14 protein-coding genes and 3 pseudogenes are annotated in these 22,497 nt (G+C 58.4%); 13 read left to right on the top strand and 4 right to left on the bottom strand.

The annotated features are described in order from the left end of the window. Positions 1-397 precede the first annotated feature (397 nt). The 3 genes and pseudogenes from ectB to EOD29_RS36150 all read left to right on the top strand — a co-directional run. Positions 398-1,654: a diaminobutyrate--2-oxoglutarate transaminase gene (gene ectB / locus EOD29_RS29545; protein WP_127248685.1), complete on the top strand. Its 1,257-nt coding sequence runs from the start codon at positions 398-400 to the stop codon at positions 1,652-1,654. Then, the gene (locus tag EOD29_RS29540) at positions 1,647-2,486 is read left to right on the top strand and encodes a hypothetical protein (protein ID WP_127248684.1); all 840 of its coding nucleotides are present in this window, start codon (positions 1,647-1,649) and stop codon (positions 2,484-2,486) included. Before ectB ends, EOD29_RS29540 begins: the two co-directional genes overlap by 8 nt. Before the next feature lie 69 nt (positions 2,487-2,555). Beyond that, positions 2,556-2,678, top strand: a pseudogene (locus EOD29_RS36150) (IS256 family transposase); the annotation flags it as partial. A 795-nt stretch (positions 2,679-3,473) separates the two neighbouring features. Here the strand turns inward: EOD29_RS36150 and EOD29_RS29535 are convergent. Then, a pseudogene (locus EOD29_RS29535) lies at positions 3,474-3,719 on the bottom strand (helix-turn-helix transcriptional regulator); the annotation flags it as partial. A 2,124-nt stretch (positions 3,720-5,843) separates the two neighbouring features. On the opposite strand from EOD29_RS29535, the gene EOD29_RS29525 reads away from it, so the two are divergent. The 4 genes from EOD29_RS29525 to EOD29_RS29510 all read left to right on the top strand — a co-directional run bounded on the left by EOD29_RS29525 (position 5,844) and on the right by EOD29_RS29510 (position 11,868). Next, positions 5,844-7,541, top strand: a complete 1,698-nt coding sequence (locus EOD29_RS29525) for a GMC family oxidoreductase (RefSeq protein ID WP_127248682.1) — start codon at positions 5,844-5,846, stop codon at positions 7,539-7,541. A gap of 533 nt (positions 7,542-8,074) precedes the next feature. Then, the gene (locus EOD29_RS29520; protein ID WP_127248681.1) at positions 8,075-9,007 is read left to right on the top strand and encodes a 2-oxoglutarate and iron-dependent oxygenase domain-containing protein; all 933 of its coding nucleotides are present in this window, start codon (positions 8,075-8,077) and stop codon (positions 9,005-9,007) included. Between the two features lie 534 nt (positions 9,008-9,541). After that, positions 9,542-9,958 carry a DUF2267 domain-containing protein gene (locus EOD29_RS29515; protein ID WP_095489418.1) on the top strand — a complete coding sequence of 139 codons (417 nt, stop codon included), beginning with the start codon at positions 9,542-9,544 and terminating at the stop codon, positions 9,956-9,958. Positions 9,959-10,392: 434 nt separating this feature from the next. Beyond that, positions 10,393-11,868 (top strand): aldehyde dehydrogenase, encoded by a 1,476-nt coding sequence (locus EOD29_RS29510; protein WP_206520516.1) that lies wholly within the window; start codon positions 10,393-10,395, stop codon positions 11,866-11,868. Between the two features lie 79 nt (positions 11,869-11,947). Here EOD29_RS29510 and EOD29_RS37465 read toward each other — a convergent pair whose 3' ends face one another. Then, positions 11,948-12,370 carry a hypothetical protein gene (locus EOD29_RS37465; protein WP_245475478.1) on the bottom strand — a complete coding sequence of 141 codons (423 nt, stop codon included), beginning with the start codon at positions 12,368-12,370 and terminating at the stop codon, positions 11,948-11,950. 281 nt (positions 12,371-12,651) lie between these two features. Between EOD29_RS37465 and EOD29_RS37455 the strand changes: the two genes are divergently transcribed. The 3 genes and pseudogenes from EOD29_RS37455 to istB all read left to right on the top strand — a co-directional run bounded on the left by EOD29_RS37455 (position 12,652) and on the right by istB (position 16,155). Beyond that, positions 12,652-13,023, top strand: a complete 372-nt coding sequence (locus tag EOD29_RS37455) for a hypothetical protein (protein ID WP_245475475.1) — start codon at positions 12,652-12,654, stop codon at positions 13,021-13,023. An 855-nt stretch (positions 13,024-13,878) separates the two neighbouring features. Continuing rightward, positions 13,879-15,362, top strand: a pseudogene (gene istA / locus EOD29_RS29500) (IS21 family transposase). A 16-nt stretch (positions 15,363-15,378) separates the two neighbouring features. After that, positions 15,379-16,155 carry an IS21-like element helper ATPase IstB gene (gene istB / locus EOD29_RS29495; RefSeq protein ID WP_127248680.1) on the top strand — a complete coding sequence of 259 codons (777 nt, stop codon included), beginning with the start codon at positions 15,379-15,381 and terminating at the stop codon, positions 16,153-16,155. A gap of 218 nt (positions 16,156-16,373) precedes the next feature. Here the strand turns inward: istB and EOD29_RS29490 are convergent, their stop codons facing one another. Then, positions 16,374-17,621 (bottom strand): acetyl-CoA carboxylase biotin carboxylase subunit family protein, encoded by a 1,248-nt coding sequence (locus EOD29_RS29490; protein WP_127248679.1) that lies wholly within the window; start codon positions 17,619-17,621, stop codon positions 16,374-16,376. A 405-nt stretch (positions 17,622-18,026) separates the two neighbouring features. Between EOD29_RS29490 and EOD29_RS29485 the strand changes: the two genes are divergently transcribed. Further along, positions 18,027-18,989 carry a LysR family transcriptional regulator gene (locus EOD29_RS29485; RefSeq protein WP_127248678.1) on the top strand — a complete coding sequence of 321 codons (963 nt, stop codon included), beginning with the start codon at positions 18,027-18,029 and terminating at the stop codon, positions 18,987-18,989. Positions 18,990-19,112: 123 nt separating this feature from the next. Here EOD29_RS29485 and EOD29_RS29480 read toward each other — a convergent pair whose 3' ends face one another. Next, positions 19,113-19,595, bottom strand: coding sequence for an Lrp/AsnC family transcriptional regulator (locus EOD29_RS29480; protein ID WP_095489421.1), 483 nt, complete (start codon positions 19,593-19,595; stop codon positions 19,113-19,115). 763 nt (positions 19,596-20,358) lie between these two features. Between EOD29_RS29480 and EOD29_RS29475 the strand changes: the two genes are divergently transcribed. Together EOD29_RS29475 and EOD29_RS29470 are read left to right on the top strand one after the other, a co-directional pair. Continuing rightward, the gene (locus EOD29_RS29475; RefSeq protein ID WP_127248677.1) at positions 20,359-21,231 is read left to right on the top strand and encodes an alpha/beta hydrolase; all 873 of its coding nucleotides are present in this window, start codon (positions 20,359-20,361) and stop codon (positions 21,229-21,231) included. Between the two features lie 222 nt (positions 21,232-21,453). Beyond that, on the top strand, positions 21,454-22,497 hold a 1,044-nt coding region (locus tag EOD29_RS29470; protein WP_127248676.1), incomplete at its 3' end, for an MmgE/PrpD family protein.

Below are 22,497 nucleotides of genomic sequence, written 5' to 3'. Positions count from 1 at the left end.
TCGCTACGGCGCTATTGAGGAGCGCGCTCGCGAGCGGCTTCGCTACCGCCGAGCTACACAACCTCTGGCGACGCGACCCTGCTAATCGTCCTTGGACCCATTCATTGTCCGGAGGCGCTATGGGTAGCGATGGGTGGGTACGTCAACTACCTGATGCCATAGTAGCGGTGCTTTCGCGGAAGCTTTAGAAGCCATCCTGTTGCAGCACATTCTCCGAAGGCATCCGAATGGAGGGCAACGCAACCCAACAATATTCGATGAGGATCCTGGCATCACCGACCAACCAAAGCTTCGTCAGGCATTCTGCTTTTCAATGTTAAACGACGAACATCTACCGCAAACCACTAGCCATTAAACAGCTCTCTTCTTTGAACGACCTATGTGCAGAGGACTTAATATGAACACCGACCCTTTCACGGCCCATGAGTCCAACGTTCGTCGCTATGGTCGGTCGTTTCCCGCGGTCTTTGCGAGGGCGCTTGGGGCCACCATCTGGGACGAGACCGGTAACGCATATATCGACTTCCTCGTCGGGTCCGGGGCGCTCAATTACGGGCACAATAATCCGGATATCATGGCGCCTGCGATTGAATATCTCGTCGGTGAGAACATTCTTCTGTCGCTTGATATGCATACGGCGGCAAAGCGTGACTTCATTGAAGGGTTCGTCGATTGGATCCTGAGACCCAGAGGCCTTTCGTACAAGATTCAGTTTCCCGGGCCGACCGGCACGAACGCCAACGAAGCGGCGCTGGCGCTGGCGCGAAAATACACCGGCCGCTCGAGCGTCATGGCCTTTACGAATGCGTTTCACGGCATGTCGCTCGGCTCTCTAGCGGTGTCGGGCTCGGCCTCAACCAGGGAACTGGGAGGCGTTGCTCGCCACGATGTGATCCGTGTTCCCTATGACGGCTATTCGAGCCAAGCTTTCGATTCCGCCAGTTACATCGACCACGTTTTGAGCGACCCGGGGAGCGGCATAGAAAAGCCTGCCGCAATTATACTGGAGACCATCCAGGCGGAAGGCGGCATGAACGCCGCATCTGCAGCTTGGCTCATGGAAATTCAGCGCATTTGCCGCACGCATGGCATTGTTTTTATCGTCGACGACATCCAGGCAGGTGCGGGCCGAACTGGCGACTTCTTCTCATTCGAGTCTGCAAAAATCGTACCGGATATTGTGTGTCTTTCTAAGTCCCTAAGCGGTTCAGGTAGTCCGTTGTCCATCGTTCTGATTCGACCCGACTTGGACATATGGAAGCCCGGAGAACATAGCGGGACCTTCAGAGGAAACAATTTCGCCTTCGTGACGGCAGGAGCCATGTGCAAGATGTGGTCGGATAGAAAATTTACTGCAGGTGTCGAGCGGACAGCCGTCAGGCTGCAAACGCACCTCGATCGCCTCGTTGCGAAATTCCCCCGGTACATCGAACAAAAGCGCGGTCGCGGTCTGATGGCCGGCCTGAAATGCCGTTCACCGGCAGTTGTCGGCCGCGTGCACGATGTCGCATTCGAAAATGGCCTTCTTATCGAATCCTCGGGGCCAAATCGCGACGTTATCAAAGTCCTCCCGCCGATAACCATCACCGATGCCGAACTCGATCGTGGCATCACCATCCTTGAACACGCACTACAGGAGCAAGACAATGCCTAGTCAGATATCTCAAGTGCCAGCCATCTCGCCGGTTTCGATCAAAGAACGGACCGGGTCGATCAACACGGCGGAGATCATCTCGGTCCTGAAAGGTGAGCTTACCGCTCTGCACATCAAGCAAGCTTTCAGCACCGAAGTAGCCGAGGAGATCACCACGAATTTTATTGGAAGCTCCGGTCTCAGAGAGCGTAGAGATGGTGTGCCCGGACAATATGTCGGCGCATCTCACTACAGGAAGGATGCAGCCACATATTTCGCAGACGCCGAAAACGCGCGGCCGTACGTCGATGCCCTTTTTAAGAATTTGGTTGACCCGGTCCGAGCAATATTCGGCGCGTTGAAGCGAGAGCTTCACAACCAGGGCATTGAATTGCGGCTCGCCCGTTCGGAACGCGGTCAGGCCAACGTCTGTCGCGCTCTCAGTTGGTCAGGCAGTGGCACGTTTTCCTTGGATCCCCACGACGATGTCGCTCAAGTCTTACGTGCTGGCGATGATTACGAGCTTTCTGCGGTGGCGCACAATACGGTCGCAGCGCTCAACCTCTATCCCAGCATGTCCGAGCACGGGGGCAATCTGAGGCTCTGGAGCCATAAGCCGACAGTTGCGGACCGAAAGTCGCAGGGTGTGGAGACCACTGGATATCCCTATTCGGCAGCCTATCTTGAGGCCGTCCCGTGCCGCGAGTTCCAGCTCAAGGCCGGGGATATCGCCCTAATCGATGGCGGCTTCGTTCACGGGGTTACCGGTCAATCAGGCGACGGAAAGCGTCGCCTGGTGCTGAACAGCTTTTTCGGCTTCGCGCGGCCGGATCTTGTTCTCTGGTGGACCTGAAGTCGGACGTGGCACCGTAGGCCCTCGGTCAGCATGGTCGACGAGGCACATCTCGATGAACTGCGCCAGCTGCGGCCGTTGCGGGCGCTGGCGGTGGAAATCCACGAGAACTGGCTCGAGGCGACCCGCTATCTCAACATGGAGCATCTGCGCGAGCACAAGAAGGAGAGCCTGAGGGCATTGGCCGCCTGAGCACCGCCCGCGTGTCCGCCGCTCCGCTAGGCACGGGGGCTGCGCGGCGGACACGCCAACGTCACCGCTGAATGCCACGCCATTTTTGCAGAACTTGACGCACACAACTCACCAGGCGACGGCGCATCGCAGACTGCAGGGCGCTCCAGATGATTGAGCCGGAATCTTCTCGTCCATCACGCGCGCGACCTCCCGTTGACCGGTGCGCTCGGCTGCTCTCAGATTGTGCAGACGCCGATGGGCCGAGGACTCCACGACATAACGACTCGTCTACGCCAACCTCGTCGAGGTTCAGGCGCACTGTCAGCTTTGCCGCATCAGGAGCGTCTCTTCGGCCAGCGCCTGCCATGGTGGCATCTGCGCGGTCTCCGCATCGTACGGTTTGAGATCGAACTGTGCGCTGGCGCAGCTTGAACCTCCGATGACGCGTGGTCGGCCCTGGTGCTGTGCCCCGAATCCTATTCGGCCGTTCCGTCCTGCAGCAAGTCACCAAGACCCCAAAGTACTGGGGCAGTTGCGCCACGCGGTTCAGACCGCGCCCGCAGCGGAAAACCTCCCGGTCAGCCTTCTCGATCACCTCATGAATGTGAACACAACCCCGGCCCGAGGATGCGATGGACGAAAACTCGCGTTCCCCAGGTCCGTGGGCGTTGTCTCATCGTGTTGTTCAAGACTGCGAGGCCGCATTCGTGGGTCGACTATGAGACCCGGCAGCCATAACGGGATTATTGGCGCAATCCGCTTCGTCGCAATTCGAGTTGGGGGCTCAGCGGCCTTACAGAAAAGACCGAGACTCTAATCGTCGCCGGACGACACTTCGGCGGCGCTCACCGCTTCCTCCAGTTCGATAATCCCGAGGCTTACCGCCTTCATAGCAGCGACCGTTCTGCTGCCCGTGTCCAATTTCCGCATTACGTTTTTTATATGAAAATTCACAGTGTTTTCGGACCTGTTAAGTATTCGTCCTATCTCCCACGACGATTTCCCTCTGGCTGCCCAGAGTATGCACTCTATTTCCTTTTCGGAAAGGACGGGCACTTCTTCGAGTTGGGGGCGTTCCATAATTCCTTCTCCGCAACCGTTTGCACCGAATATTGCGAGCGCGCACAAAGCTGCGGCTAAGGCTCGGCGCGCCGTCCTTGGCAGGTCGGCGTTAAAGCTTTAGCACGGAGTTTCCCCTCGGTGAGTTATCGGATCGTAAAATTATATTGAGCTTTATATTGCACAACTTCAAAATGGTGAAACATCTTAGATTCTTGATAGTTGTGAATGGGATTACCGAAAGTCTGTCCGACGCAGTTGATAAGGTGGGCTTGGCTCTGGCCCGCCCGCCAACCCGACGGGAGGACGAACATCTCCCGGGCAATCCTTTCGACTTGCATTGGGAAAATCAACCTCACTTCCGGTCCTCGTCGCTTGAATCGGCGGTCCCCGCGGTCGCGTGTATGTCGCGTCCGAGGCCTTCTTGGAACCTGCCGGATGCCACATGCCAATGGACAACGCGGTGTCGACCGGCAGCTACGCAGGGCCAACAGCGTTGCCGGAATGGCGACAGCTCAAACGGTTAGCGTAGCGAGAGTGTCACATAGTGCCACCGAACCTGTCGCCAACCCGAGCCCAACTCCAGAGAGTTTGCAACTTGGTCGTTGATAGCCGCTCAGGCGCTGAGGCTCACGCGTGTTAGAGGCTCTCGAATATGTAATATTTGGAAATCTCCAATCACCGGGCCGAGGAGACGTTCATACGGCATCTGTTTCCGGCTCAGATCAGTCTGGCGATACGGTCCATGATCGAGAGTCGGCTCTCGCCACAGTATTCTCAACGGGCGCCTGCACTGATGAGGCATGAACCGTCTTCAACAGTTCGTCTCGCGTCAGCCAAACGAGCCAATCGTCGTCAGCTATCCCGTACGCGGGCAAGTGCAGGACTGATCCGTGTGGCTCCTGATGTAGATACCCATATTGATCGACAACGCCTTTTTGGACGTGCCAATCGGCAACCAGCGCATAGATGAAGTCCGGCGACCATTTAGCCCAGGCTAGTCCAAATGCAATGCGACCGATAAAGGTAGAGAGACCGCGGCCTCTGAAGTCCTCGCGCAACCAGATGTCGCCATGATAGGCGACCAGCCCAGTCATGGCGCGGCCAGTGGGCGCATCGCAACGAGACGAGGAACCAGACCCGGCTATGAAGGTAGGATCCGCGAACCAGGCTCTCAACGACCCAAGGTGCTCAGCAACGTCTGTGTTGGATAGATGATATAGACGCATCGCTTGTACATGCGCTACTCTTCCATCCTGATCACGCCCGACGATCCAAAAGGCCTTTCCAGGCGGAAGATAAGAACAGTCTGGACGGAAGCTTGGATACGTCGGTGACTTCCCGGGAAGTCTGCTGGTGATCCCAACGTACTCTTCAAAATCTTCGCCCATGGTAATGTGAAGGCCCATCTTGCGCCCCAACTCGTCTGCCGCACAGATGCACCTCGCAAGCTCTAGGGTCGTGACGTTGCTCTGCATGCCGATGCACCCTTAAGTGCGCTGAACACTCCGTGGCTTCTAGAGCTTGCGGGAAAGCACTGATACTACGGCATCTAGTAGTTGACGCGTCCGCTTATAGGCGGGAATGACTTTTAGCATGAGGAACAGCAAGCGCACGGAACATAGGATATCCTTCGGGATCGTCGCTCGTCCGAGCGCCACGCCGTAGAGACGGGCCGCACACGGTCTCGCCAGGGGTGGCGTAACGTGCCGGCGCGAGCTGGAAGAAGATCGGCCAGGTCGCATCGGTGGGATGACTGCAAGATAGCGGCTAAACTTGACGAAATTGCTGCGTCGTAGGCAACAGTTGCGGAGCCGCTGCGTTCTTGTTGTGCGTCGGCGTTGAGGCTCGGCCTTCGGCAATTTCCGTATCTGAGGAGTTTAATTCAAATTACCATCTCTCAGAAAGGAACCACGTGACTCGCCCATCACGCGGCCATCTCGACATTCATTCCGCTTGTCATCCTAGCTGATTCTCGGCCTCTTACCAACTACTAGGGTGTAGTGTGGTTTTCCTACGGCACCATCACGTATTTAGCTGCCTGACGAGTGATCCTCTGCTGGGGGAGCCTAATAGTGCCCGTTATCCCTCGTCTGAGCATCATGTGGATAGTGGGAGGCTTGTGTGGTTTTCGATTATATCGTGATCGGTGGCGGTTCCTCTGGATCCGTCGTGGCGAGCAGGCTCTCCAGCGATGGACATCGCGTACTGCTCATCGAAGCCGGTCCTGATACGCCCCCGAATGCCGTCCCTGATGACATCTTGGAAGGCAATCCAACACGTGCTTACTTCAATCCCGATTATCAATGGCCTTTACTCGACGCGACCGCAGTCCGGGATGGCCGCAAGCCCATTCATTACGAGCAGGCCCGGGTGATGGGCGGCGGCTCCAGCATCAATGCTCAGGTGGCCAACCGCGGTGGTCCCGAAGACTACAATGACTGGGTCTCGAGCGGTGCAGCGGGCTGGAGCTGGGAGGAGGTTCTACCCTACTTCCGTCGGCTCGAATGCGATCTGGATTTCGGCGGCGAATTTCACGGCAAGGCTGGTCCGCTGCCGATAAGACGGGTGCGGCGATCAGACTGGTCCGGCTTTATCCGAGCGGTATCGAGAGCGTATGAACAGGAGGGTCTTCATTTCAGGCCGGACTTCAATGGTGAATTTGGTGACGGATACTCGGTTGTTCCCTTGACCAATCGAAACGGGCATCGCGTTTCCGCTGCGATGGCCTACTTGTCCGAGAGCGTCCGCTCCCGACGCAATTTGACAATATTGCCCGAAACGACGGTTGTGCGGCTGGCCTTTTCAGGCCGCGCCATTACGGGGGTCGAGACGGAAAACAACTTCGGCCAGCAGTCGTATCTCGCTTCAAACGTGATCCTCTGCGCCGGAGCTATCCACTCCCCCACCATATTGATGCGCTCAGGGGTCGGTCCGGCTGAACAACTGACAAATCTCGGCATTCCGGTTGTAGCAGATGTAAGAGGTGTGGGCCAGAACCTTCAAGAACATCCAGGGATCGCCGTTTCTGCGTATTTGAAACCGAGCGATCGCATGGCGCCCAACGTGAGCGGCCACATCCAGATGCACGCCCGTTACTCGTCGGGCTACAATGGGTGCCCGTCGACGGACATGGCAATATCGGGGGTTGCCAAGTCGGCCTGGCACCCGCTGGGCAAGCGCCTCGGCTCCCTCTATTTGTGGGTCAACCGAGCTTACTCGACAGGGACGATCGTGCTCAAGGATCGCTCTCATACCGTAGAGCCGCAGGTAGATTTCAACTGGTTGAGCGACAAGCGGGACGCCGATCGACTGAAGCACGGATTCTGTTTCATGGCCCGCCTACTGAAGCAGGATTCCCTGTCGGCGGTCGCGCTTGACCCGTTTCCCTCAGCTTGGAATGCACGAGCGAAGCAGGTCAGCAAGGTCAATTGCGTTAATTACGGGCTCACCTCGGTGCTTGCTTTGCTTATGGACAGTTCTCCACGCTTGCGCCGCGCCCTCATTAGCCATGTCATAACCGATGGTCATAGCATTTCAGATCTGATCAAAAACGAGGAGCATCTCGACCGATTTGTCCGACAGAATGTGACCGGCAACTGGCATCCGACTTCGAGCTGCAAGATAGGGCAAGCCTCCGACCCTGCTGCGGTGACTGATCCGTCGGGTCGGGTTCGGGGCGTTTCGGGCTTGAGGATTGCCGATGCTTCGGTGATGCCGTTCTGCCCCCGCGCCAATACAAACATTCCAACGGTCATGGTGGCTGAGAAGATGGCTGACGCAATTTTAAAAGAAGACCGGAAATCATCAACAAAAAGGTGATCAAAAAACTTCTTGTGGCCGGATTCGTTTTCGCCAAGCGATCGAGGTTTATGAGCTGTAAATGCCAGACAATTCCCGAAGAGGTAGAACTCGCCGTTTGCTTTCACTCACACAAGTTTGGCAATTCCGTCCCTATCAAAATGCATACTGATGCTTGCTGTTGCGCAATGCCAACGCACTGGAACGTGGCGGTCATTCGCCTGTATCAACATCGCAAGGCCATACGGGCTGGGTGTACGCCGTCCACACCCAGGCCAGCGTGAAATTTGGGCAGATCTCGCGCACATCATCGAACGGGCTCTCATCGTCCCTTCTTGAACTCGAGGGGGGGTCACAAACCTCGCCTGCTACGGATGTTTAAGAACCGTTAAATCCAATTGTACAGTAATTTCGCATATTCTTGATATATTTTGTGTTGCGCCTGTGGGTAATCTATAGGATATTCGCTGCGACAGAGAATAGATCTGTGTATGTAAGACAATCTTTTGGCTTAAGTAGCCCCACAGGGGCACAGCACCGACGGAGGAGCGACCATGACTACGCTACCGCAAATCTCATTGGCGAAACTGTCATCCGATGCAACGCGACGTGAAGAGCAACAGCGATTATGCACGGCCTGCGAGGAGTACGGGTTCTTCTACCTTGTCGAGCACGGAATCCCGAAAGAACAGATTACAGAAGCGATCGACGCTTCCCGGCGCTTCTTCGCGTTGCCCCTGGCTACGAAGGAACGCTATGGTCACGCCTTTCAAAACGTCCACCCCACCACCGCGCGTGGATACAGTCCGTTGCACGGTGAAATGCTGCATCCCGAGGCCGGGCCGGACCCAAAGGAAATGTTCGACCTCGGTATCGAGAATGAAAGCGACCGGCGTCCATTTGCCGGACTCACACGCCTTCCGGACGACGCCTTAGCTCCAGGTTTCGCGCGGAGCCTCCTAGCTTTGCAGGCCACCGTGCTTAATGGCGTCGTCCCGCAGCTCGGGAACGCGCTGGCCGACCTGCTCGATATGGAAAAAGGCTGGTTCCAACGCCATTTCAGCCCGCCGACGGTTCTGCAACGCGTGATCCGATATCCGTCTACCGGTGGCGCGGCCGCTAAGCATACCGACAATGGTTTTTTCACGCTGCTGCTGCAGGAGGAACTCCCCACGCGATCCTTGCAGGTGTGGTTCCACGGGCGTTGGATACCGGCGCCGAGCCTCCCCGATAGTCTCGTTGTCAATCTGGGCGACATGCTTCAGGTGTTGAGCGATAACCGGTTCAAGAGTACGCCGCATCAGGTCGTGCACAGTGGTCCGGCCGAACGAATTTCCCTGCCCTTCTTTATCTATCCCGACATCGATGCTCGCCTGGCTTCGCGGCAAGGCAATCACACCTTTGGTGTCGCGGAGATGATGCTGCGAAACTACGAGTCAATATGGGAAAAGGGGAATGGGGCCGGGCGCGCGCGTGAGTTGCAGTAGGTGTTCGGCTTTATGAAGCGGGAGCAAACTGCGGCGACGATGTAGCACACCCTGACGTGAGCCCTAGAAGAACTCTCTGAGTGCCGCCGTCGCGTAACGCGGCGGCCTCTAGGCCCTTGGAATGAGGCACGCTGGGACTGCCAAATTGTTTAGATTGCGCCGAACGAGATCCTAGCGCTGCGCTGAGGCGAGGATTTCTGACGCGGAAACTGAGCGATTAATCTGGATGCAAGGAGATAATTACAACCAACGGAGTGTTTGTCTGGGTCGAGCCGTGCCCGCACGAGCACTAGCGAACGCTCCGGTTAATATCTTTGTCAAACCGTCTGAACTCCAGCTTTGCCTCTGGAACTACTTCGCTACCGGAAGGCCTCTTTTCCAAGGGGGTCATCTGTCAGGCATCGCTCGCTCGCCACGGACGGAAGCCATTTGGTCCTCGTTTTTGCAGCGCTAGTCTCGCCTGACCAGGTCAACTTCAAGGCCGATGAGGCGCATTCGAGATCCTGGCAACCTTCAAGGAAATGAGAAAAGCCAATGTGCGCGAGGCATGATTTCAACAACGCATTAGAAGTAACTCAGAATTGGATCAGCGATCTGATGTGGAGACTTCGCTGGCATGATCGCGAGCGGGTCTACCAAGCTCTGATTGCGACGCTGCACGCTCTGCGCGACTGCCTGGATCGCGACCACGCCGTTTACATGGGCGCACGGTTGCCAGCTTTGCTTCGCGGCTTCTACTACGAGGGTTGGAATCCCGGCCGGCGCGCCAACGCCAGAAACCGGAATTCATTTCTCGAACGGATCCACGTCGGCGTCCAGCGAGACCCGGCGGTCGATCCGGAAGTGGTTGCCCGCTTAGTGCTGGCCCAATTTGTCGACCGTTTGTCCAGAGCAGAGGTCAAGCGTGCCAAGGCTGCCACCCCAAGAGTGCTGCAAAACCTTTGGCCCTGAGACAGGCGTCTGCCCACGAGCGCCCGCTGTCCGCGTGGCACTTGGTTCCTTAACGCTGGCCTTGGTTTGGGCAGGGATTGAGTTTGGCCCGGAGGTGTAGGGGGCGGGCCGCAAGGTTGGAACTCGTCGCGGGCATCCCCCGATCCTAGTAATGCCTCGATCGAGCTCCAGAATGCGTTTGAGTGTGATTCAACAAAAATGACCGAATGAGCCGAAGCTGTCGATCGCCCTGGCCGAGTTCGTGCCACAGCAATCAACCGATCGGCTGGCCGTGCGAGTCGTCCACTAATCCGCCGGCGTCTGGTTGCTGACGAGCATGCAGGAAAGCCGCCGAGCGGCTCCCGCCACCAAGGTCGACGCGTAGCAGCGGTGCTGAGTGGACAAACTGGTTGAGCCCTTTGGAAGGATCAGCCTATGTGACGAAAGGCAAAGCAATGACCACGCCAATCAGCTTGATGACAGGCGAGCACACCGATATCTATGTCGACGGCGAGCTCCGGCCGGCCCATTCGTCGGCTAGGATTCCGGTCGTGAACCCGGCGGATGAGCTGGAATTTGCGACAATCCCCAATGGCGACAAGCACGACGTTTCTGCGGCAGTGGATGCCGCACGTGCGGCGTTCCGGAACTCCGGGTGGCCTCAGCTGCCGCCGTCGCAGCGAGCCCATTATTTGCGCAGACTCGCGCGTGCAATCGAGGATCGCGCCCAGCAGCTGGGCGCGGTTGTCACGGCGCAGATCGGGATGCCCCTGGTAAGCTCCGTGCAATCCAATGGGAGCGGCACATCGAAATTTTACCGCTACTATGCCGAGCTTGCCGATCAACTAGAAGTCGAATCCGAGCGCATAGGACACGAGTTGCGAACTGTCATTCGGAGGGAGCCGGTAGGTGTTGCCGGATTGATCGTACCGTGGAACGGCCCTCAGGGCGCAATCGCATGGAAGCTGGCACCAGCGTTGGCCGCTGGTTGTACGACGGTCGTTAAGCCCGCACCGGAAGCATCACTGGACTCATACCTGCTCGCTGAAGCCCTAGGCGAGGCAGGCATTCCCCCCGGCGTCGTCAATATCGTGTTCGGTGCGCGCGAAACAGGAGCATTGGTTGCGTCGCATCCGGGTGTCGACAAAGTGTCGTTTACCGGTTCAACGCACGCTGGTCGCCAGGTTGCACTGGCCTGTGCCAAGCGCTTCGCGCGCGTTACGCTCGAGCTTGGCGGCAAGTCGGCGGCGTTGCTGCTCGAGGATGTCGATCTTGACACGTTTCTCCCCTTAGTCGCGCCGGCGTGCATCCCGTTCAGCGGTCAGATCTGTCACGCCCTGACCCGCGTCCTTGCTCCGCGCGCACGGTACGACGAAGTCGTCGAAGGAATTGCGAACAAGGTGGCTGGGCTAGTCGTGGGCCACCCGCTCAATCCAGCGACGCAGGTCGGGCCACTGGTGGCGAAGCGGCAGCGTGTTCGCGTCGAGGAGTACATTGCATCTGGATGCGTGCAGGGCGCGAAGGTCGTTACCGGCGGTCGGCGTCCGCAGGGACTTGACGTCGGATATTATCTCGAGCCAACGGTCTTCCGTGATGTCGACACATCTATGCGGATCGCGCAGGAGGAGATCTTCGGGCCGGTGGTGTCTGTGATCCCGTACCACAACGAGGAGGAGGCGATCGCGATCTGCAACGGCACTACGTATGGCCTGGGTGGTGCGGTGTTCACGTCCGACCCTGAGCGGGGCATGGCGATTGCGCGCCGAGTGGAGGCTGGTGTTGTCGGCATCAACCGTTACGCGCTTCACATCGACGCGCCATTCGGCGGTGTCAAGGAAAGCGGCCTTGGTCGGGAACTCGGACCTGAGGGGCTGGCAGCATTCCTCGAGATTAAGTCGATCTTTCCGGCCCAACGTTCGAGTGCAGTGTAATGCGTGCCCAACTGCGCGGGACCAGTGAGATTATTGAAGTGCAGGGATTGGCGTTGGACGCGAGAACCAGAACCTGAGCTCAAAATTTCCAGGCTCGCGTGTCTGTCCGTGCGCGCTTCGGCCCGCGTGGCCGCCCAACGCCGAAGCATAGCTCGTAGGCACGCTCGGCATTCTCGGCCACGGCTTTATCGCTGTTTCGCAAACTCTTCACGTTGTAGGCGTGAGCCGAACCGCGACGACCGAGACCGCGGTCGCCCGGCGCGCCAGCCTTGAGAGCGAGCTGCCTCTGCTTTGCTGCCACCAGCGCCGCGCGAGCCCAGAAGTAGTCCTGCTCTTTCGTCAGCAGATGCCTCATCAACATCGTGAGCTTGCGGGCGACCGCCACGGCTGCGACCTGATGGCCACGCTTGTTGCGGATGCGCAGAAAGAAGGCTCTGAGCGGTCCGGGCGCCTTCGCCGCAGACCAGGCGCTTCGCCGCAGACCGGGCGCCTCGACCAGCATGGCGCGGGCATGGGAACGCCCATGCTTGCTGATCCGCCCATATTGCGCCAAAGCCAAGACCGGATTGGCGCACGCGCGGATTGAGGCCGAAGTAGCTCACCAGCCTCTGCGGTTGCCGGAACCGCCGATGTCGCCCACGGCGGCGATGATACCGCTCGCGAGATCGCATTGAGCCGGTCGTCGTCTGAAGCCGCCGGCTTGCACATCATCAACCGCTTCCCAGGCGATGTCGCGATCGAGGTCAGCCAGATCTTCGGCCAGGCGATCGATCTCGCGGATGTGTGACGATCGCGGCCCCGCTCGTTGTCAGGAAGCACCTGCCGCTCGAGCCAGGCGCGAGCGGCACTTTGGCACGAGGTGCGCCTGCAAGATGCATCTCGTTCTTCACGCGCGTCCGATGCCGCACCGGCCTGGTTGCACCGCGCGACCAGACCGCGAAGCCGCTCGGCCCGCTCATCGGGAACCCAGACCTCAAGCAGAAAGCCGCTGGCATGGAGCTGCGCCAGAACGCCGGCATCGATCTTGCCGGTCCTGATACTGGCATGGGCGATCGCCTTCACCTGCATCGGGTTGGCCACAATCACCCGGCCGAAATAGGGCGACAGAACCCGCACTACCGCCATGCGTCGCAAACTGCGGCCAACCCCTTTTAGTCCCGAGCGGGTCATGTCGACCCCTCCGTGATGGCGCAGCCGGCCGTCTTCCCAAACTACCACCTCCGCAAAGGTGCGGTGGATATCCATTCCAATCACACATCTGATCGGCTCCCTCTCCTCAAACAGTCGGGAGCCAACGGACGGCACACCTACGGATCCGCGCTCTGGGCGCAACCGGGCAAGTCGCAGGGAACGCGAGTCGCAGCTCATCGAATTGATCGGTCTGCCCGTACGTGCTCCCGGCGCTCCTGTCCCGGATGGTCGCACCATCCCCGAAAATCGCTCATCTCCAGCGGGGATCGGATGGCGCCGTCATGGGTCATACCGGTTACAAACGCCACGAGGCGTCGAACCCAACGCGGTCATGTCCCAATGCCCGCAATGAACCTGCTATACTGGTTCTCAACCACGCCGCCGAGGAATGGAAACGCGCCCCGCGCGAGTGGTTCATGGCCAGGACATAATTCGCCATCGTCTTCGGCGAAGGTTCGTCAGCTATGAAGCCGCCGATTTCGCCTTCGCCGATCACCGCCGTATCCATAAGACCGTCGAGCACGTCACGAGGAGCGCCGCTCAACGCCTCGAAAGCAGCGGCATGGCAACGTATAAGCAGCAGCAGATCCTGTCGAAGCGGGCCAAATCAAGCGGCTGAAGCCGAGCACCAGAGAGAATAGCTGCGTGTTTCGGTAATTCCCGGACACCCTTTTCGCTAAATCCCGGACAGTGATTTCAGTAATTCGCGGACAGCGATTCCGCTAAATCCCGGACAGTTTTCGGAAGCGGATTTAGCGGTCGGTTCTTGGCTGCGCCGTTCTGGCAGTTTGGCCTCTCACGATGATGTTGAGAGGGGCCATGCCGAGACGGAAGCAAGCGAGACGAACGAGCGTGAGGGACATCCAAGCGATGTTGCGCCTGACCCATGAGCAGGGTCTTTCGGTGCGTGAAGTGTCGGAACGGCTGAAGATCAGCAAGACGACAGTATCGACCTATTTGCTACGGGCGCGGGAGGCCGGGCTGTCAGGCTGGCCTTTGCCGCCGCGACGCGACACTTGAGCGGCTGCTGTTTGGCCGTGCCGGTCGTCCGCCGCAAGACCTAAGCGAACCGAACTTTGCGCTGATCGCCAGGGAGTTGAAGCGCAAGGGGGTGACGCTGACGCTGTTGTGGCAGGAGTATCGCGCCGCCCACCCCGACGGCTACGGCTACACCTGGTTCTGCGAGCACTTCGCCGCTTTCGAGCGCCGGACGAGCGGGACATTCCGCAACCGGCATGCGGCGGGCGCGGTGATGCAGACGGACTATGCCGGGCAGACGGTGCCGGTGATCGATCCGGCGACCGGCATCATTTACCCGGCGCAGATTTTTGTCGCGGTGCTGGGCGCCTCCAATCTGACCTTCGCCTTTGCCAGCTCCAGCCAGAAGCTGCCGGACTGGATCGAGGGCCAGGTGCGAGCGCTCGCCTTCTTCGGCGGCGTCACCAGAGCGATCGTGTGCGACAACCTGAAGGCCGGTGTCGTCAAGGCGCTGTGGTTCGAGCCGACGCTGAACGCGACCTTTGCCGCGATGGCCGAGCATTACGACACCACTATCCTGCCGACCCGCAGCCGCAAGCCGCGCGACAAGGCCAAGGTCGAAGGCGCGGTGCTGATTGTCGAGCGCTGGATTCTGGCGCGGCTGAGGAACCGATCCTTCTTCTCGATCGCCGAGCTCAACGCGGTGATCGCCGAACTGCTCGAGGAGCTGAACAACCGGCCGATGCGCCATGTCGGCCAAAGCCGCCGCGAACTGTTCGGGGAGATCGAGCGGCTGCCTTGAAGCCGCTGCCGGCGGCACCGTTCTCAAGACGTTTTACTCGGTGCCGCACCGGCTGATCGGGCGCACCGTCGAGGTGCGGCTCACGCATCGAGTGGTCGAGATCTTCCACGATCACCAGCGTGTCGCCAGCCATGTCCGTCGCTCGCAGCGTTCCGGCCATGTCACCGTCAACGAACACATGCCCAAGGCGCACCAGCGCTACGCCAACACCACGCCGGCCAGCCTGATCAGCAGGGCGGCCAGGATCGGCCCCAACGCCGCCATCCTGGTCGAGCGCATGATGCGCGAGCGGCCGCATCCGGAACAGGGATACCGCTCGGCCATGGGCATCCTGTCGCTGGCGCCGCGCTATGGGCCGGAGCGTCTCGATGCCGCCTGCGAGCGGGCGCTGCTGATCAACGCGATCGCCTACTCCTCCGTCACCGCCATCCTCAAAGCCGGCCTCGACCGGGCCAGCTCCGCAGAACCGGCAAAGCCGACACCCCAGCACGCCAACATCCGCGGCTCCACCTATTACCAGTGAAGGAAAGGAAGAAAGAATGCTGACGAACCCCACCCTCGACCAGATGCAGGCCCTCGGTCTGGCCGGCATGGCTGCCGCCTGGCGCGAACTGGCCGAACGCAACAACGCCAACGAGCTCAGCCGTGACGAGTGGCTCGGCCTGATGCTCGACCGGGAGGTCGCCATGCGGGCCGACAAGCGCGTCCGGAACCGGCTCGCCTCAGCCAGGCTGCGCTTTCCCGAAGCCTGCATCGAGGACATCGACTTTGCCGCGCCGCGCGGACTCGACCGGCGCAGCACCATGGCGCTCGCCCAGGGCGAATGGCTGAAAGCGCATGAAAACCTGATCGTCACCGGCCAGACCGGAACCGGCAAGTCGTGGCTGGCCTGCGCCTTCGGACGGCAAGCGGCACGGCTCGATCATTCCGTGCTCTATGTGCGCGTGCCGCGCCTGTTCGAGGATTTGGCGCTCGCTCGTCTCGATGGCCGCTTCCCACGCCTCATCGACAAACTCACCCGCGCGCAACTGCTCATCCTCGATGACTTCGGAACCCACAGCCTCACCGACCAACAGCGCTTCCATCTGTTCGAAATCGTCGAGGAACGCTATCGCCGCAAATCCACCCTGATCACCGCCCAGGTCCCGGTGGCAAGATGGCATGACCTGATCGCAGACCCCACCGTCGCCGACGCCATTCTCGACCGGATCGTGCACAACGCCCACCGCATCGTGCTCCAGGGCGACAGCATGCGAAAGCAAAAGGCCGCGCCCCTCTTGACCGGCGCCGAAAACGGCGAAATCAATCATCCATGAACGCAACAAGGCACCCAAGGACCGACGCCGCCAGACTGTCCCGACATTAGCGAAACCACTGTCCGGGAATTAGCGGAACCCCTGTCCGGCTTTTGCGAAATACGCAAATAGCCAGATGATCCTCGGTGTCGTTGGTTCGTCGGTGAAGACGACATGTGAGGCAAAGTCGACCTGCGCCTGCTCGCCGGGCGGGGTCTCGAAGAATCCTATCCGCGCTCCTATGCCTTTTCCCGTTCGTCAACAGTGGGCAATGGCGTTATCGACCAACCAATTGAGGCGACGGCACGCTGGACTATCGCTTCCGTCTGAGCATAGGTGGGTGAAGCGGCGACGACATGCCCGATGCAGTCTCGGTAATCGCCTTTCCTTACGATTGGCGCCTTAGACTTAACATACAATCTTATCTCTGCGACACCTGGTAAAGCAGCTGCCCGGCCAGCGCCATCGGTCCAATCGAGGGTGCCATCGCTATCAGCAACAAGAAATCGCCCAACCGCAGTCCGCGAGTCTCTTTTGCGCAAGTTCGGTTCATCGCCGATGACAAGCTTGATGTGCTCGGTAATGAGATCGACACCGTGAGCAAGCTTAATCAGTAGAGGAGTGGGCGCACCACTAAGACGCGGATTGACTTCAATGACGACTGGGCCACGTTTGGTCAACCGGAGTTCAACACTTTTTGGCCCCCAGTCAAGGCCGAGAGCTGGCAAACAGCTCAGCGAAACATCGGCCATACGCTCATGCTCCTCATCAGTTAGCGGGGCCGGAAAAGTGCACTCTCGATAGACGAAGTGCGGTGGCGGATGGTAGTCAGCGGCGACAATCCCCACGACCTCATGTCCCATCACTGCAGCGACATACGCAGGGCCTTCTGCGAATTCTTCGACCAGCACTCTTGGCGGAGACCGCCATATGTGCTTCCCCTCCAACAGATAGGCCGTATGTTCGGCCAGCTCATCGGGGCTGCGGCACAATCGGACACCCATGCTGCCACTGCCTACGGCTGGCTTAACAATCACGGGAAGGCCGATCTCCGCGGCAGAGCTTTCTACGTCCGTCGCATTCGCTGCCAGGCGATAAGCAGGTATTGCAACGCCGGCCTCTGCGAGGAGCTGACGTTGAACGAATTTGTCGTAGCATTGTTCAATCGACGCGGGATCGGGACCCGGTAGATCAAAACACCGGCAGAGCTTACCAACTGTGGCAGAGACCGACTCGTCGTCGCCCGCAAAGCCGGTGATGCCGGCAATGCCAAATGTGGCATGCAGCCGGGAACATTCCTGGATTAGCGCATCGAGATTGTCTATATCGACACGGATTGTCTGAAGGTTTTCCGCTGCAAGATATTCGTACTGAGTCGGATCAGCCGACAGTGTAATCGGATGTAAACCAAGACGCTGAGCCGCTTGGACATAGAGCTGACCATTACCCCTATGACCTTCGATCAGGATGAGCGCTTTCCTTGCCATTGGCTGTCTCCTACGTTGTGTTCCTGCGACCTGCAGGAGCAAAAAATTGGCATCAGCCCGTTCGGCTTAGCCTGACCTCAGAAGTGAAAGTACCATCGCCGACGATTTGCGGTTGCAAAGATTGTGTATTTTTATGCGAAGGATCTGCAACGGCTGGGCTAGCGGGTAGTGTGCCGAGAGTTCGGCAATACGCTGAGGGAAGCCCCACGAATGTGACACCCGCCTTGGAATTAATCTTTCATTCTCGATTGAAGACAAGTCATGCGAGGCGTGGAGCCAGCTTGGGTCGGCCTATTGCGGGGCGGTGCGGTAGTAGCTTAGTTTCGACGTTGAGGCTTGGGCAAGGTTCAGAGCTGACACGTCTGATCGGGGTGCCAAGTCGTCTCAAGTGAGCGGGCCGAACACGTGGATAATCAGATCGAGCTTCGCGCCCTCAGGCATTTCATCCGAGTGTCCGAACTTGGCAGCATCAGCCGAGCTGCGGTCGAGTTGCGCATAGCGCAACCCGCTTTATCCAGGCAAATGCGTCGCCTGGAGGAAACGCTCGGGGTGCAATTGTTCATTCGCGATGGCCGCGGAGTGAGGTTGACGGAAACTGCCGCCAAGCTCCGCGACGAAGTTGCGAATGTCTTGCTGCGGCTAGACAACGCTTGCCTTCAAGCTCGGATCGATGAAGGGAGTCCCTCCGGCGTCATTCGCGTGGGAGTTCTGCCCAACCTGGGTCCAACCTTCATGGCGGAGCTTATTTTAGGCTGCCGTCAACAATTCCCCCGTGTTAAGCTGAAATTGATCGAGGGGTTCACCTATCAAACCGCGAACTGGATCCAGAGCAAGCAGATAGATCTAGGCTTCGCTTACGATGTCGATAGTTATCGCCATCTGAGTCCCGAATTCCTCTTCAAAGAAAAAGTTTATTTGGTTGGATCAACAAAGAATTGGCCCTTCGGTGAGAGGGTCTTGTTGTCTGAATTGGAGGGCCTTCCGCTGATTATTCCGGCGCCGCCGAGTTACACGCGGCGACGCCTGGAGGCAGCCGCACACGACCAACAGGTGGAATTGACATTCAAGTACGAGATCGACTCGATACCTCTCATTAAGCGAATGATTGCACTGGATGAAGGCTACGGGATTTTTAGTCGTGCGTGCTTGTGGGAAGATCTCGAAGGCCCGAATCTATCTGTCGCGGCGATTGAGCGGTCTTCGCTAAGCTTTGAATTGGCGCTAACAACCGCATATGGGACAATACTGCCGCCCGCCGCACGGCACATCATATCATTTGTTGAGCAGATGGTTCGACGTTATGTCGAGCTCGGGCGCTGGTCGGGCGAGTTTATCACTGGCGGCCCGAGTTCATCGACCAACACTTGAAGTGGCTGGAGCACCGGCGGGCCGCTGGCTAACTGACTATTTGTGATCGCCTGCAACGCACCTACTCGCGAGGTGGTTGCCGATCTTCGGAGGGCGCAGGTGTGCTACTGGCGCGCTTCCATTCTATTCGTCAATTGGTAGAGCCAATGATGCCTTAATTCGATCCATTACGACCATGGTTTTAAAGCCCTTGATATCGGGGTGCTCATGAAAAAAGCGACGGGTAAATGCCTCGTACTCGACCATATCACGCACCGAAATTGCGAGAACAAAATCGGCCTCACCTGTCACGTAATATCCGTTCATAATCTCGGGCGTGCGCCGGATCGCTTGTTTGAAACGATCGATGATGTCAGCGCGATCGCGCTCTAAAGTGATAGAGGCTAGCATGAGCATGGGCCTGCCGATCGCTTCTGGCGAGATTACAGCAACATCTGCCTGAATTACGCGCGCATCTCGAAGTCGCTTCAATCGCCGCTGGCATGCGGTTGCCGAAAGGCCTGCAAGTTCGCCCAATTCCTCTGTGGTAAGGCGATTATTACGCTGTACGGCAATGAGGAGTTTCCGATCAATTCGGTCCAAGTCTGGCGGCGGGGTATGCAACATTGGGGGCTCCTCGCAGGAAAACTGCACGTTCTTGCCAATATTAGCCCAACTTCTGCGATGTCTCGCTCATACCGATTCCATATATCCGTTATGCGCTGGCTGTCTCCGGGTCGCCTGGCAGGGCGCGGACGCCCAATACGACCGCGTGACTGGGAGCGGCCCGGCTGCTACGGGTGAGGCCATCATCGCCCTCGGCGCATCGGAAGAGGCATGGTATCGATTTCTTGAGATGCGCCCGTCATCGGACCGATCCACGCCAATGGATCGAAGTTTTTTTATGTTGCCCCGATCATCTTAGATGGCAGTGGCGAAGGAGGTTACGGTGATAGGTGATGCCGTGTGATGCCTGGGCCGGAAATGGGTGGGTCGGTGCCACTTGGGCTCCTCCTCGGCTGCCTCGAGGCCGCAGTTCACAGTTGCGCTCGGCGGCTTCGACTTCCACCGCATCCTGGCGGCGCGACATCCGATGCGGTGCTGCGATGCTGTTACCCGCAACCAGCACTACTCGCTCAGCGAATTTGCAGAACTCTAGGCAAATACGGCCAGCACATGGCGGTGCCACAATCCAGTACCTGTTTTTCGTTCCTTTGGTCTGTCCAGTGGAGGGACAGCGCCCCAAAAACGCCGGTTTCCTGCGCGACAAAGTAAAACTTTGCGCAGCATGGTGACCGCGGGCTTGGTAGGGTTGGGGCGCTCGCTGGCAGGGCTGCAGTTTCCGCACAGCGCTTCAAGGCCTGCGGCTCGTCTTACGTCAAGGAAAAAGATGATCTCTGAACGCAGCATTTCAGTCAGTGGTATCGGGACCTCATACTATGAGAGCGGAATAGGCGAGCCTATCGTATCCCTGCACGGTGCCGGCTTCGGCGCAGACGGAAAAAGTTCCTTTGTGCGTCAGCTCAACGACCTATCCGATCAGTTCAGGGTTATCGCGGTAGATCAACTGCAGTGTGGCGGGACCGATTATCCCGCCGATCAAAAATTCGTAAATCGCCTTGGTCGTGTAGACCACGTGATTGGCTTCATCGAAGCGCTGGGGTTGAAGCAGATCACCCTCGTCGGTCATTCAGAAGGGTCATTCGTCGCCGCGCGGGTCGCGATCCTGCGTCCGGATCTTGTCTCGAGGCTTGTATTGCTGACAGCCAGTTCCGTCTCTCCGGCCTATGGGGACGACCGCGACGAAACTTGGTGGCAGGCCTATACGGAAGCTTACGACAATTCCAGTCCGATGCCGAGCGAAGAGGAATACGTCGCCGCCTGGCGAAAGAGCACCCGCGCCTATGGGCAGGATGTGGAAGAGGCTAAGAGAGAGGCCTATCGGCGGGCCGCGGCGCGCGGGCAATACGAGATTCTCCAGAGCCTGCCCGAAGAAGAAACCAATCTCCGTCTGTATGTTGTCCTGCAGCAGAGCTATGTGTTCCCATACCTTGATCGGCTTCGGGCCGAGACATTGATTATCTGGTCCAAGAACGACGCCACAGTGCCGCCTGACCGCGGTGTAAAGCTGGCAAAGCTGATCAAGAATTCGGATTTCCACCTGCTGAATAATGCGGGGCATGAGGTCCAGATCGACCGGAGCGAAGCAGTGAACAGACTCATCCGGTACTGGACTGCTAAATCACCAACCAGGGGAAACTAGCAACTGTTCGATCCCTAGGTGGTTGCGAAGGCAAATACTAGAACGCCGTGTTGCGCAGCTGCGCGCCTGTTTCTGAGGAAGAGATATGCAGAACAGCCTGCCTGCCGGTCAATCAAAGCTGATTGGGCAACGCATGCCATGGCAATCTCGAACGCAGGCGCAGGGGGCGGGGCTGTCCCCACATTTTGCCAGTAGTTTATTAATTGGGGGGGAGGTTTGGCGATGGATTTGACGGCGCAACTCATTAGGCACGTTATCGATTCGCGCACAGAGACAATACCTAAGAAGTCGATTGAACGCGCGAAACTCTCCATTCTCGACACGCTTGCCAGCGCGATTGGTGGATCGGATGACCAGATCGCGCACTTCGCTCGTCGGCTGGGCAGCTTGTCCGGCGGCAGGGCAGAATGCACCGTCTGGGTTTCTGGAGAAAAGCTTCCTGCCTGCTTGGCGGTCGTTGTAAACGCCACCACGGCTAGAGCCATCGACTTTGATGATACCTACGAGCTTTGTATTAACGGCTGCCACGCCAGCGCGTACAATGTGCCGCCGGCGCTGGCGCTCGCGGAGCGCGATCCTTCTATTACCGGAAGCGAATTGCTGGTCGCATTAGCTACGGCTATGGATCTGCACATGCGTCTTGCGCGTAGCGTGACGACCCATTCTTTGAAAACCGGCCGCGACAATATTGTCGCAGTGTGGGGCACCACCGCGGTTAGCACAAAATTGCTGCGGCTCGATGAAGAGAAAACCCGTAATGCATTCGGCATCGCTTACGCCCACGCCGCCGGGGAAGTACAGATGTATGAGGAAGGCGCGCACACTGTGTCGCTGCAACAAGGATTGCGGGCGCGTTCGGGGGTGGAATCGGCCCTGTCTGCTATGGTGGGTTTCAACGGTCCGCGGGAGCCGTTCTTTGGTAAGTATGGCTTCTATAGAGCCTTCGAACCGAGCTACGGCGTCGATTTGCTTATGGGGAAACTTGGTCAGGACTATGTGAACACTGAGATCAGCTTCAAAGCTTGGCCGGCTTGCAGGGCTATGCATCCCGGGATCGATGGACTGAAGCAATTGCGCGACAAGCACGGCTTCAAAGGGGAGGATATTGTGTCACTTGAGCTCGGGGTGAACCGTATCGTCGCTGAGAGTTATGTGGTACAGCCGCGCGACCAAAAGTGGAACCCAAAGGACCCGGTCGTCGCGCGCTTCAGCCTGCCTTACGTCATCTCTGTCGCGGCGCAACACGGCAGAGTAGCAATCAGCGAT

Origin of the sequence: Mesorhizobium sp. M1A.T.Ca.IN.004.03.1.1 (genome assembly GCF_003997555.1) — a bacterium.
Taxonomy (GTDB): Bacteria; Pseudomonadota; Alphaproteobacteria; order Rhizobiales; family Rhizobiaceae; genus Mesorhizobium.
Note: the sequence above shows the minus strand (reverse complement) of the source record. Positions and strands in the feature narration are given on the sequence as shown.

What these genes read in the sequence shown, in the direction of transcription:
- ectB (WP_127248685.1), top strand. Translation starts at nt 398, where the DNA reads ATGAACACCGACCCTTTCACGGCCCATGAGTCCAACGTTCGTCGCTAT.
- EOD29_RS29540 (WP_127248684.1), top strand. Translation starts at nt 1,647, where the DNA reads ATGCCTAGTCAGATATCTCAAGTGCCAGCCATCTCGCCGGTTTCGATC.
- EOD29_RS29520 (WP_127248681.1), top strand. Translation starts at nt 8,075, where the DNA reads ATGACTACGCTACCGCAAATCTCATTGGCGAAACTGTCATCCGATGCA.
- EOD29_RS29515 (WP_095489418.1), top strand. Translation starts at nt 9,542, where the DNA reads ATGTGCGCGAGGCATGATTTCAACAACGCATTAGAAGTAACTCAGAAT.
- EOD29_RS29510 (WP_206520516.1), top strand. Translation starts at nt 10,393, where the DNA reads ATGACCACGCCAATCAGCTTGATGACAGGCGAGCACACCGATATCTAT.
- EOD29_RS37465 (WP_245475478.1), bottom strand. Translation starts at nt 12,370, where the DNA reads ATGCTGGTCGAGGCGCCCGGTCTGCGGCGAAGCGCCTGGTCTGCGGCG.
- istB (WP_127248680.1), top strand. Translation starts at nt 15,379, where the DNA reads ATGCTGACGAACCCCACCCTCGACCAGATGCAGGCCCTCGGTCTGGCC.
- EOD29_RS29490 (WP_127248679.1), bottom strand. Translation starts at nt 17,621, where the DNA reads ATGGCAAGGAAAGCGCTCATCCTGATCGAAGGTCATAGGGGTAATGGT.
- EOD29_RS29480 (WP_095489421.1), bottom strand. Translation starts at nt 19,595, where the DNA reads ATGTTGCATACCCCGCCGCCAGACTTGGACCGAATTGATCGGAAACTC.
- EOD29_RS29475 (WP_127248677.1), top strand. Translation starts at nt 20,359, where the DNA reads ATGATCTCTGAACGCAGCATTTCAGTCAGTGGTATCGGGACCTCATAC.